The 12,504-nt window shown below is 39.5% G+C and carries 10 protein-coding genes, 1 tRNA gene and 1 riboswitch; of the genes, 4 read left to right on the forward strand and 7 right to left on the reverse strand.

What is annotated here, in order from left to right; genetic code table 11:
* Window positions 1-69: 69 nt before the first annotated feature.
* The 6 genes from tsf to D0T20_RS03835 form a co-directional block, all read right to left on the reverse strand.
* Window positions 70-921, reverse strand: coding sequence for a translation elongation factor Ts (tsf, locus tag D0T20_RS03810; RefSeq protein WP_016635306.1), 852 nt, complete (start codon window positions 919-921; stop codon window positions 70-72).
* Window positions 922-950: 29 nt separating this feature from the next.
* On the reverse strand, window positions 951-1,751 hold the full coding sequence (gene rpsB, locus D0T20_RS03815) for a 30S ribosomal protein S2 (RefSeq protein WP_016792016.1): 801 nt from the start codon (window positions 1,749-1,751) through the stop codon (window positions 951-953).
* Window positions 1,752-2,052: 301 nt separating this feature from the next.
* Window positions 2,053-2,541 carry a peptide deformylase gene (locus D0T20_RS03820; RefSeq protein ID WP_016801421.1) on the reverse strand — a complete coding sequence of 163 codons (489 nt, stop codon included), beginning with the start codon at window positions 2,539-2,541 and terminating at the stop codon, window positions 2,053-2,055.
* Window positions 2,542-2,667: 126 nt separating this feature from the next.
* Entirely contained in the window at window positions 2,668-4,725 is a 2,058-nt protein-coding gene (locus D0T20_RS03825; RefSeq protein ID WP_116438432.1) for an AMP-dependent synthetase/ligase, read from the reverse strand.
* Window positions 4,726-4,988: 263 nt separating this feature from the next.
* Window positions 4,989-5,570, reverse strand: a complete 582-nt coding sequence (locus D0T20_RS03830) for a hypothetical protein (RefSeq protein WP_004130824.1) — start codon at window positions 5,568-5,570, stop codon at window positions 4,989-4,991.
* A 411-nt stretch (window positions 5,571-5,981) separates the two neighbouring features.
* Window positions 5,982-6,057 (reverse strand) — tRNA-Gly (locus D0T20_RS03835).
* Window positions 6,058-6,386: 329 nt separating this feature from the next.
* Between D0T20_RS03835 and adhP the strand changes: the two genes are divergently transcribed.
* Entirely contained in the window at window positions 6,387-7,397 is a 1,011-nt protein-coding gene (gene adhP / locus D0T20_RS03845) for an alcohol dehydrogenase AdhP (protein ID WP_004125922.1), read from the forward strand.
* A gap of 116 nt (window positions 7,398-7,513) precedes the next feature.
* On the opposite strand, the gene D0T20_RS03850 is transcribed toward adhP, so the two are convergent.
* Window positions 7,514-8,530, reverse strand: coding sequence for a glycosyltransferase (locus D0T20_RS03850; protein WP_116438434.1), 1,017 nt, complete (start codon window positions 8,528-8,530; stop codon window positions 7,514-7,516).
* Window positions 8,531-8,648: 118 nt separating this feature from the next.
* Window positions 8,649-8,800, forward strand: a riboswitch (FMN riboswitch).
* A 5-nt stretch (window positions 8,801-8,805) separates the two neighbouring features.
* Between D0T20_RS03850 and D0T20_RS03855 the strand changes: the two genes are divergently transcribed.
* The 3 genes from D0T20_RS03855 (at window position 8,806) to D0T20_RS03865 (ending at window position 12,430) form a co-directional block, all read left to right on the forward strand.
* Window positions 8,806-9,405, forward strand: a complete 600-nt coding sequence (locus D0T20_RS03855) for an ECF transporter S component (RefSeq protein ID WP_116438435.1) — start codon at window positions 8,806-8,808, stop codon at window positions 9,403-9,405.
* 58 nt (window positions 9,406-9,463) lie between these two features.
* Window positions 9,464-11,860, forward strand: a complete 2,397-nt coding sequence (locus tag D0T20_RS03860) for an energy-coupling factor transporter ATPase (protein ID WP_116438436.1) — start codon at window positions 9,464-9,466, stop codon at window positions 11,858-11,860.
* 264 nt (window positions 11,861-12,124) lie between these two features.
* Window positions 12,125-12,430 (forward strand): YhbY family RNA-binding protein, encoded by a 306-nt coding sequence (locus D0T20_RS03865; protein ID WP_004130815.1) that lies wholly within the window; start codon window positions 12,125-12,127, stop codon window positions 12,428-12,430.
* Window positions 12,431-12,504: the final 74 nt, after the last annotated feature.

A 12,504-nucleotide genomic window follows, 5' to 3' on the forward strand; every position in this document is an offset into this window, starting at 1 on the left:
ACACGCAAGTCCATTTTTACATTTCAAATAGTTTTCAGTAAAAGAAAATTATTTGAAACTTAGCAAAAACTATTCAGCAGAGCCTTTGCCAACCTCAACACGAGCGAAAGCTAAAGCAGAGCCGCCAACTTCCTTGAACAAGTCGCCAATAGTCTTGGAAGGATCCTTAACATAAGCTTGCTCAAGAAGAACAGTTTCCTTGAAGAAGGCGTTCAAACGGCCTTCAACAATCTTTGGAACGATCTTTTCTGGCTTGCCTTCTGCCAAGGACTTTTCGGTAGCAACGCGACGCTCGGACTCCAACACATCTGCTGGAACGTCTTCGCGGCGGAGCCACTGAGCACCCATAGCGGAAATCTGCAAAGCAGCTTCGTGAGCAACCTTAGCGCCTGCTTCGTCGGTAGCAATCATAGAAACAATGCTTGGAGGCAATTCAACGGACTTCTTGTGAGCATAAACCTCAACGTGAGGACCGCTAACCTTAGCAATCTGGCCAACCTTAACGTGCTCGCCAAACAATGCTGCTGCTTCTTCAACTTCTTCCTTAACAGTAGCATCTCCAGCCTTAGCGGCAAGAAGCTCTTCTGCATTAGAAGCATTGGCTTCAATAGCATTGTTCAACACAGTTTCGGAGAATTCAACAAACTTTGGTGTCTTAGCAACAAAGTCAGTTTCGGAATTCAACTCAACTGCATAACCAGTTTCGCCTTCTGCAGTCTTAACAACCTTAGAAGCAACGGTTCCTTCTTGAGCCTTGCGACCTTCACGCTTGCCAGCGGCCTGAATGCCCTTAGCGCGGATGATTTCCTTAGCGCGAGCTACATCGCCTTCGGCTTCAGTAAGAGCCTTCTTAACGTCCATCATGCCTGCGCCAGTTTCTTCGCGCACCTGCTTAATCAACGCTGCAGTAATTGCTGCCATTTTGTTCTCCTCATTAACTGCCAACAGGCTTATTCAGCCTTGGCTTCATTGTCGGACTGTTCAGATTCCTTAGTGAGCAGTTCCTTTTCCCATGCTGCCATTGGCTGAGCATTGGCATCTTCAGCCTTTGCACCCTTGCCAGCGTGATCAAGCAAACCTTCTGCAACAGCATCGGCCATCAAGCTTGTAAGAAGCTCTACACCACGAATTGCATCGTCGTTTGCTGGAATTGGATACTCAACGGATTCTGGATCGGTGTTGGTGTCAACGATTGCCACAACTGGAATACCGAGCTTGTGTGCTTCTTCAACAGCCAAAGCTTCCTTGTTAACGTCTACAACAAACATTGCAGAAGGAGTACGGTTCATATTGCGAATACCGCCGAGCTGCTTGGAAAGCTTATCCTTTTCGCGCTCAAGAAGCAAAAGTTCCTTCTTGGTTAAACCAGATCCACGAACGTCGGTAAAGTCCATTTCCTCGAGTTCCTTCAAACGCTTTACGCGAGTAGAAACAGTTTGGAAGTTAGTCAACATACCGCCGAGCCAGCGCTCACTTACGTAAGGCATGTTTACGCGAGTAGCCTGATTTTGCACAGCTTCTTGAGCCTGCTTTTTAGTACCCACAAACAAAACAGTGCCATTATGAGCAACAGTCTGCTTAATAAAGTCATAAGCCTTGTCGATCATGTCGAGCGACTTGAACAAATTGATGATATGAATACCATTGCGCTGAGTAAGAATGAACTGCTTCATCTTTGGATTCCAGCGACGAGTTTGGTGACCGAAGTGCAAACCAGCCTTCAGCATTTCGCTCATGGTAATCTGTGCCATATCTATATACCTTTCTTGTCGGTTCTTGCCTGGCCATGTCTGTTCGCATGCAACTTGGCTAGCATATAACTAAATCCAAGCCGACCGACACGAACGGACGCGTACATGGCGCGTATATGCGCATTCTGATAGACAATAAAAAACGAGCAATCGTATAACGCGACAACACTCATGCTCAAAGCGAACACGCAAATCCAAATTATAACAGAAGCTTTATACTAACTTTGTAATCAATCTCTATAAAAAATCGCGATAATTTATTAAATTAGCTACTTAAAATTATCTACAATATCTAAATTAGCTACTTAGAAGAGCTATTGCGCAATTGGCGTAAAGCTTGCTTTCTAACATCTTTTTCTAAACGGTCAATATACACATGACCATCAAGATGGTCACATTCATGTTGAATCATGCGGGCCATTAAGCCTTTACCTTCTAAAACAACAGTTTTACCGTCTAGATCTATTCCTCTTGCTCTAGCATAATCAGCTCTGCGGGTCTTGTACCACAATCCTGGAACCGATAAGCAGCCCTCATCTCCGTATTGTTCACCATTAAGCTCTTCTATAACAGGATTTAGAATATAGCCTATTGTTCCATCAATGTTATAAGAAAATGCTCTAAGATTAACACCAATTTGGTTTGCGCTAAGACCTGCACGACCTGGGTCGTTTACAGTTTCTAATAAATCTTCTACAAGACTTCTAACAGATGGTGTAATCTCGCGAATTTCATCACAAGGTGTTCTAAGAACAGGGTCTGGAACAACGCGGATTTGTCTAATAGTCACGGCACTCCTTAAAACAAAAGGCTAATTAAAATCGCAATCTATAATTATACAAGCTTTATCGTAATACCAGCTGTAAATCTATATTTGCAATTGTTAATTAGCCTATTAGTATCTTATTTTATAATCTTATTCACTAACGGTTTGGTTTACTCCATCTTCATTAGTTGAATAAGATTCCTTAGAATCGGATTGCACAGGCAAATCTTCTCCAAAACGCTTCAAATGCGTTGCAGCTTGATCAATAGCTTGCTTAACTTTAGGAGTAACAACCTCTTGAGCTTGCTTAACAGTTTCTTGAGCCTGCTTAACAGTTTCGGTTGTTTTATCTAAAATCTTAACCGTTGCAGGAAGTGGCCTACTATTAGGTTTTGGAGCATAAAGCTGCGTTTCAATAATATCGCTATATTTCTTCAAAACCTTTGGACGCACAACCTTCATGCTTGGCGTTAACGTACCAGCATCTTGAGAGAATTCTTCGTCTAAAATAACAAATTTACGAATAGACTCCGCTCTAGAAACTGTGCTATTAGCTTGATCAATAAATTGCTGAACAACAGATCGGATTGCATCATTTTGTGCAATATCTTTCATTGGAATAGTCTCATCCATTCCTTGATTATTAAGCCAAGAACGAACCATATCTGGCTCAAGCTCAATAAGAGCAGAAACAAATGGCTTTCCATCTCCAACAACCACTGCATGCGAAACAATAGGACACTTTGCAATAATGGTTTCAAGAGGAGCAGGACTTATGTTCTTTCCGCCAGCAGTGATAATAATGTCTTTTTTTCTGCCAGTAATTGTTAAGAAGCCCTCATCATCAATCTCGCCTAAATCGCCAGAATGAAGCCATCCATCTTGGTCAATAACTCCTGCAGTAAGCTCTGGCTTTCCGTAATATCCAACAAAAACATTAGGACCTTTTACAAGAACTTCGCCATCATTTGCAATGCGAATTGTGATTCCAGGACCAGGCTTTCCAACAGAACCAACTTGATTAGCATGCTCAAAGTTAACAACGCATGGAGCAGCTGTTTCCGTCATTCCATAACCTTGAATAAAAGTTATTCCATCTAATCCATTAAAGAAGTGAGCAAGCTCTGCATTTATTGGAGCACCACCACAAGCTAGCCACGCTAAATTAGGACCAAGTGCAGATCTTATAGAAGAACCAACAGTCTTCATATAAAAATCGTGCTGCAATTTTGCATAAATAGAATGCGATTTTCCTTCGACTTCGTCTTTAGACCACTCAGCAAAATGCTGAACAGCCTTAGCAAAGATTCTACCGCGGATTCCAGCGCCAGCTTTTTGAGATGCTGCGTTATAAACTTTTTCAAACACTCGAGGAACGCCAAGCAAATACGTAGGCTTAAAACTACGCAAATCTGCCAACAAATGCTTAGCGTTTGGAACATAACCAATAACGCCGTTCGCTCCAACTGCAACATATTGAATATACCTTGCAAAGCAATGTGCAAGAGGAAGGAATAGAAGTATTCTACTTGGCTTATACAACATGTCGTTTAGAACATCGTATGCTGCGTAAACAATGTGCGTAAAGTTTCTATTAGTAAGCATTGCTCCCTTTGGCTTGCCAGTAGAGCCAGAAGTGTAAACAATAGTTGCTAAATCATCTGCTTTTATTTGATTAATAGCATTATTTAGCTCATCGTCGCTTATTGATTTTCCAAAATCAATAACAGCATCAATACCATTGGCCTTAAAGTTAAAAACCGTTTTTAACGAAATTCGCTTATTGTCTTGACGAACTCTTTCCAAGCATTGCGCATGCTCATCGTCTCCTGCAAAAGCGATAACAGGCTTTACTTCCGAAATAATATCTGCAGCTTGAAGAGCGGAGTCAGTTTCGTAAATAGGTATGCTTACAGCACCAATACAAGCGCACGCAAAGTCAACAACACCCCATTCGTAACAAGTTGGAGAGTAAATAACGATTTTGTCTCCTTGCTTAACACCAAGAGCGATTAAGCCTCTTGCAGTAGAACGAACTTTGGATAGCATCTGTGATGCGCTAACATCGTGCCATTGACGAGTATTGTCATCTTGCCATTGTGCAATCACGCCTTGCGGGTCTCGCATTGCCCTATTGGCAAGCAATGAATAAATTGTGTCACCATCGTTAGTTGGGTGAATGTCTTCTACAGAAAATTCTCGCAGCATATTCTTAATTGTACGGTATAAGCATGCCAACACAAAACTATGAAGATACAAAAATATGCACAGAAAATTGGCATTTTTTACAAAATAACAATTTAACAAATAATGATTTAGAAAACCCCTTGAGTAAAACAGCAAATGCAAATTATATTCTAGGGGCGTTACGCAAATAAGCTACATAATCCAACATGTTTATGCATGTACATACTTAATTAAATCAATAACTACTTAAAATTCATATTATGCAAACTACGATTAGGTAAAACCTAACCTATATCTGCTAACGTGCAAACCCATTTTCCCATTATGAATCTAAGTGTTAAAGATGTCCAATATTCTGTATCTCCAATATGAAGCAAAACAACTGCCTCTAATTGTGATGGAGAAACCAGTATTCCATTTATCATCTTAGGTATTGTTGGATTGCTTCTTAGCTTAGAAACTTCTGCCTCATTATGCTTATCTTTGTAGCATTCATTAATCAAGTACCACATATTCTCGAGTTTGTATATACACTCTTTTGTTAATGCTCTTTTCATCTCTGGCGATATTGGCCTGCCGTGAGAAATATCACCTACTATGCACGCTACTTTGCATATTTGCATTGCAAGATATAGGTACATCTTTTTACCATGCGTATTATTGAAACACGATGATACGTGATAACTTGCCATTGAGCGAGAAGACCCAACTGGTATTAAACCTTCATAAACTGGAAAAGGTCTTCTATCTTTAGTCTGGAACCGCGACGGATCTACTTGATCTGGGAAGTTACTATTAATAACCTCCCAAAATGTCTCATTATCATCATCGTTTGCGTATAACAGAGTGTTAGAAAAATTTCTCATTCTCTCCTTCTTTCCTAAAATTTTGTCAAGTCATTTATTTTTTAATTCCTTATTTGTTAATTTTGTTTTCACATTATTTTCTAATGTTTAAGTAAAGCATACAGCTTATTGCAAAAAATAAAAGAGTTAATTTAATATGTGGATAAAACATTCATAACGCTTGAATTTTCGCCGAAAAATCAAGGATTATCTAACAAAAGTTATACACATTGAATAAAAAGAATTGCTTTATAGTCCAAAGCTAGGCTGACTAATTCTATTTTCAGAATATTCATCAGCTTAGCTTTACGCAGTTTTGGCCTATACCCTTTTGGCTGCCTATAACACCGAAAGCTGGCATACGTGCTGAGACATGTAATAGAAAATAAAAAATCTCAGTAGATATGAGGACATGTCTGCTGAGAAATCAAATGGAGCGGACAGCGGGACTCGAACCCGCGGTCTCAACCTTGGCAAGGTTGCGCTTTACCAACTAAGCTATATCCGCAAGCAAGATGCCATAGTAGCCTGATTTATTGTTGAATGCAAGTTATAATCAAAAATAAAAAAATATATAGTGATTTTCTGCTGTATTCAAGCAATTTTACGGAGTGTTGAGCAGAAGAAAAAGATAAGAAAACGATAAGAAAAATATTGAATACGATAATTATTATCATTAAGCCATAAATTTTTATAAAAATTTTTCTTAAAATGTGATTTTTATCATGAAAAATCGTAAAAATAATGTAGAATAAAAAATAGCTTTTACCAAACAGGTAAAAGAAAACTGAAAAAGCAATGTTTTTCAAAGATGAAGCATAGAACAAGGAGGTTTCTATGAAGGCTATTGTTGCAACCAAAGATAAGAAGGCTCAGGTTGTAGAGAAGGAACTTCGTCCATTGGAATTTGGTGAAGCCTTACTCGATATGGAGTGCTGCGGCGTATGTCACACCGATCTTCACGTTAAGAACCAAGATTTTGGCGATAAAACTGGCGTTGTTCTAGGCCACGAAGGCATTGGTATTGTTAAGGAAGTTGGCCCTGGTGTTACAACATTAAAGCCAGGCGACCGTGCATCTGTAGCATGGTTCTTTAAGGGCTGCGGACATTGCGAATATTGCACTACTGGCCGCGAGACACTTTGCCGCAGCGTTTTGAATGCAGGATACACTGCCGATGGTGGCATGTCTCAAGAGTGCATTGTTGCAGCTGACTACGCTGTAAAGGTTCCAGAAGGCTTGGATCCAGCTCCTGCAAGCTCTATCACTTGCGCTGGTGTTACAACCTACAAGGCTATTAAGGAGTCGGGCGTACACCCAGGCGAATGGCTTATTCTCTTTGGCCTTGGCGGTCTTGGTAATCTTGCGTTGCAATATGCAAAGAACGTATTTGGTGCACACGTAATCGCAGTAGATGTTAACGATGCTCAGCTTGAATTTGCTAAGGAATATGGCGCAGATTTGTGCGTAAACCCACTTAAGGAAAATGTTCCTGAATTTGCTATGAAGAAGGTAGGCGGCGCTCATGGCGCTGTTGTAACCGCTGTAAGCAAAGCTGCTTTTAACTGTGCAGTTGACTCTGTACGAGCAGGCGGCACTGTTGCAGCTGTTGGTCTTCCACCAGAAGATATGGAACTCAGCATCCCTCGCCTTGTTCTCGACGGAATCCGCTTGGTTGGATCCCTTGTTGGAACTCGTAAGGATTTGGAAGAAGCGTTCCAGTTTGGTGCTGAAGGCAAGGTTGTTCCAAAATGCCATATGCGCAAGATGGAAGACATTAACGACATCTTCGATGAGATGCTCAGCGGTAAGATTCGCGGTCGAATGGTAATCGACCTCTCCCACTGAAAAAAGAGATAAAATAAAAATCTAGAAGCCACTTAGCAAACGCTAGGTGGCTTCTAGATTATGTTTTAAGAAGTTTTAAGATTCTTTAAGATGCTTTAAGACTTAATTTTTGTACACTATTTCAACGGAGGCATTGGCTTCCAATTAGGATCATGCAAAATTTTTCTGCTTGCAATCCAACCAGTAAAAAGCTTTTTAACGCCACTTAAAATATGCTCGCGATCTACAGCAACAAGCCTAATAAGCTCTTTTGCAGCAGTCAAAGCGGTTCCAAGAGCAAACATAAATGGCCTAAAATCGCCATGTATCATAAAGTAGCGCGCCATAAAACCACGATTTCGCATAATATGATAACGATTCATGTCGGAAGTGGAATTTAGTTGACGAACTCCAGCAATATCCCAATTAGGAATATTACGAGTTCTGCGAAGAATAATGTCATTTACAACAATCGGATTCGTAACTTTGCTAGCAAGATAGCCATAAGTAGTATCATCCCAATAAATAAAGTAGCGCGAATCTGGAAGTCCGATTTTCTCTACAATATTGCGCTTAAACAATCCACCTTCAAAGCACATTGTGTTCATAACGCGGTAGCCAGATGGCCCAAATGCTGCTGGAGCGATTGGATTAGGAATTCCAAGAGAAACAATAAAGTTATATTGCCAATAAAAATCGCCACCGTCGTAGTCTAAACGGCTTCCTTGAATAACATCGTGGCTTTTAGTCCACTTGCAAAGACGCTCAATAGATTCTGGAACAGTTTCAACATCATCGTCCATAACCCAAAACCATTGTGCGCCAAGCTCATACGCTTTTTTAACGCCAGCACTAAAACCGCCAGCTCCCCCAAGATTGCTACTTTGTGGCGCGTAAACAACGCGGCTTGAATCGCCAGAATCGTCCGCACTAGAAGCGCCCCATCTGCGCGAAAGAATATCGCTTAAATCATTCACCATTTTGTGCGTTTTTTCGCTACTTTCGTTGTCTACAACAACAATTCGCCACGGGCATTGATTTAAACACTCAAATGATTTGAACAAATTTGCAAGAAGCTCCTGGCGCTTATAAGTAACAACAATAATCGCAAGCTTGTCTATAGTATTAACAGAAGTATTCGTAATTTCACTCATGCTTTTAATCTTACACTTAGCATTGCCATCAAAAAGCGTTACAAGTCAAAAGTTAATCAAACTGCTAAATGTTTTTAGCACTTAGCAATAAATGTTCTTAGCATAAGATAAAAATAAAGTGTAGTTTCAGGGAAGGTGAAAATCCTTACTGGCGGTAACGAGGTAATTCTTGGATTATTGAATTGACTCGAAGCCCGCGAGCGGCATTGCGCTGCTGATTCGGTTAAAATCCGAAGCCAACGGTTAAAGTCCGGATGAAAGAAACGGAGGCTCTAATGGGCATTTCAAACGATAGTAATCGTAAAACAAGCAATCACACAGCAAATAATCACGCAACTTACTCTGGCACAAACTATTGGTCAAGCGAAAAAATTGCTAAATACGCGCTATTCGTTGCGCTCTCTATTGCTGTAAGCTTTATAGAATTTCCACTTATTCCAGACGTAAACTACCTTAAATACGATCCTTCGGGAATTGTGTGTTTGATTGCAGGATTTGCATACGGACCATTCGCCGCTGCAATCGTAAGCGTGCTAGGATTTGCTCCACACTTCTTCACTAACCCGTTTGGCGCAATAATGGCAATATTGGTTTCAATGGGCGCTTCTGTTAGCGCTGCAATCGTCTACAAAAAAATTAGAACCAAAGAAGGCGCTATTATTTCACTTGTGGTTGGCTCTGTAGTTGCGATTGCTCTTGCAATAGTCGGAAATCTTATAATTACGCCGCTTTATGCTCATATTAGCGTTGAGCAAGTTGCTGCTCTTATAGTTCCAGCTCTGCTACCGTTTAATGCTATTAAGCTTGCGATTCATTGCGTAATAACTATGCTTGTTTATAAGCCTGTTTCAAAACTTCTTAACTACAACAAGTAGTAAACAAATAGCATTAGCCAAAATAGCATTCGTCAATCAAGTAAAAAGCAAGCTGATTATGCAAAGCAATAAAGTTATTCAAGATAAAACAAGTTGCAAAGACGAAAAAAGCAATACGGATTATTGTGCTAAAAAAGATAATGCTGTTTCTTTGCAAAAAGTTCGCTTTAGCTATGATAGCGGAAAAACTTGGATTCTAGACGGAATAGATCTTGAAATAGCATATGGTCAAAGAATTGCAATAATAGGCAAAAATGGTAGTGGAAAATCTACGCTATCTAAAATTATTGCAGGACTTTCTTCCCCAGATTCTGGAATTGTTACGCTATGCGGAATAAAAGTTTTTGAAGCAAACAATGTTGATTCAAAATCGTACCAAAAAGCACGAGAATCTATTGGAGCATTGTTTCAAAGCCCAGAAGACCAAATCGTTACAACAGTTGTAGAAGACGATGTTGCTTTTGGGCTTGAAAACTTGTGCGCCTCTAAAGAATTTATGAAGAAAAATATAAGCAATGCTTTACGCGCTGTAAACATGGAAAATCACCGTTTTAGCGACCCGAGCAATATGAGTGGAGGTCAGCAGCAGCGTGTTGCTATTGCGTCATCGATTGCTACAAAATCAAAACTTCTTGTATTAGATGAGCCTACAAGCATGCTTGATTCTTGCGCAAAAGAAGATGTGAATAAGCTTTTTGACAAGTTGCAAGCGAGCGGCACAACAATCGTGCAAGTAACGCATAAGATTAGCGAATGCAAAAATGCGGATCGAATATTAATGCTAGAAAACGGAAAATTGCGTGATGTAAGTTTATTGGAATTAGATGAATTTTTCACGGAAAAATCGCCAGCTGTTATTGAATCAAAAAGCATGACGGAAAATGTAGAAAATTCAAACATAGCAAGCAAAAATAAACATGATTCCAATAAAACAAACAAGAATATAGCAATTGAAATATCGAATCTAAGACTTAGCTATAGCAAAAATCAAACTCCTATATTATGCGATTATTCTCTAAGCGTAAAAGCAGGCGAAATCGTTGCAATAATGGGAAAAAATGGATGCGGAAAATCAACGCTCGCAAAAGCAATATGCGCACTTATTAAATATGATTCTGGCTCTATTTGCGTAAACGGAATAAAAATTAGCGAAAAAACAAGCAAATCGCAAATGCGAGAAATTCGCAAAAACATTGGTTACGTTATGCAATTGCCAGAACAACAACTTTTTGCGCAAACTGTTTTTGAAGATGTAGCATATGGACCAAAAAACTTTGGATTAGAAGGATGCGAATTAGATTCCCGCGTATTAAACACGCTAAAATCATTGCATATTGAACACTTAGCGCAGAAATCCCCATTCGAGCTTTCTGGAGGCCAGCAACGACTAGCAGCAATCGCAGGAATTTTAGCTTGCAATCCAAAAATTTTGGTCTTAGATGAGCCTACAGCAGGATTAGATTTTGAGTATGCAAAAATCGTGCTAAAAATTTTAAGCGATTTACACAATAAAGGCGTAACAATTATTGTTATTACTCACGATTTAAATGAAGCAAAATCGCTTGGTGCGCGCATAGTTACGTTAGATTCGAACAAAAAGAAGCGAGTGCAAGAACAAGAACAATCACAAGCACAAGACGAAAAGATTGAAAATGCTAGCGAAAATGGTAGCGAAAACAAAAACAAAAACAAGTCATTGCTAAGCTTATTCAATACGCGAATAATACTAATATCTTGCTTAATTCTTATGTTTAGCGCGTTTAGCATTACAAACTTCTATCAACTAGGAATTCTTGCACTATCAACGCTTGCTCTAATATTTCTCGCTAGAATATCGCCTATAAAATTATTATTGTCATTGCATATGTTTATTGCAATATTCGTATTTTCTGGAATGTTTAATCTTCTAGTTGTGCATTCTGGAAGAGAACTTTTTAGAATCGGGCCGCTATTAATAACAGATGATGGAATAAAGTTTGCAATACTTTTCGCTTCAAGATTTTCGCTTGTTATACTAATCGGGTCAATAATTGTACTAACAATAAGCCAAACGCGATTGACTGAAGCATGCGCGTCTATTATTTCGCCTCTTAAAAGCGTAGGATTGCCAAGTCAAGAAATTGCCCTTATTATGAGCCTTGCTTTGCGATTTTTGCCAACTCTTTCAAAAGAAGCAGAATCTGTAGCCTTAGCTCAAATCGCAAGAGGTGGAAACATAAAAGACGGGTCTATAAAAAAGCGATTGCAAGCAATAACATCTCTTATAGTTCCAGGATTTGCAAGCGTGATTCGGCACGCAAACACACTAGGGCTTGCACTAGATTCTAGATGTTACGTTCCTGGAGCAAAGCGCACGCACTTACATACAGAGAAAATTCACATAAAAGACTTTGCGCTTTTAAGCGTTACATTAGCTATTGTGTGCGGAATAATTTTTGCTGGAATATTTATATAGCCTGAATATTTATAATCGAGCGTATTGAACGCATTGAGCGGATTTATTGTATTGAACGTATTGAGCGCATTGAGCGCAGATTCTTACGGTTAATGTATAATCCGATAAGCATTGAAAATTTAAGCGTTATAAATAGATGGTCGATAGTTGGTTGTTGATAATTGCGTTTGACAATATAGCGTTTTGACGTTTTAGTGTTTTAATGTTTTGAAAATTGACGTTTTAGCGTTTTACGCATGTTGAACGCGATTTGGAAGGAAAATAATGGCATTAACTAAAAAGCAGATTAAGCAATTGCGTGCGCTCGCTAACACTTTAAGCCCATTGCTTTATGTTGGAAAAAATGATATTAGCGATGCTGCTGTTAAGCAAGCAGACGAGACAATGCAATCGCACGAGCTTATGAAGTGTGCTGTGCAAGATGGCTCTGGCTTAAGTGCTAAAGAAGCTGCACAAGAACTTGCAGAGCATCTTGGTGCAGAAGTTGTGCAAGTAATTGGCAACCGCTTTGTGCTGTTCCGCGTTTCAAATCGCGAAGATATTGACCACATTATGCTTGTTCGTGACTAAAACTATCTTAAAAAAAAATAGTAATACTGCATTAAAAGGCTTCTTAAAATTCTAAGGAGCCTTTTAATTATTGA

The organism is Gardnerella piotii, from assembly GCF_003397585.1.
GTDB classification, from domain to species: domain Bacteria; phylum Actinomycetota; class Actinomycetes; order Actinomycetales; family Bifidobacteriaceae; genus Bifidobacterium; species Bifidobacterium piotii.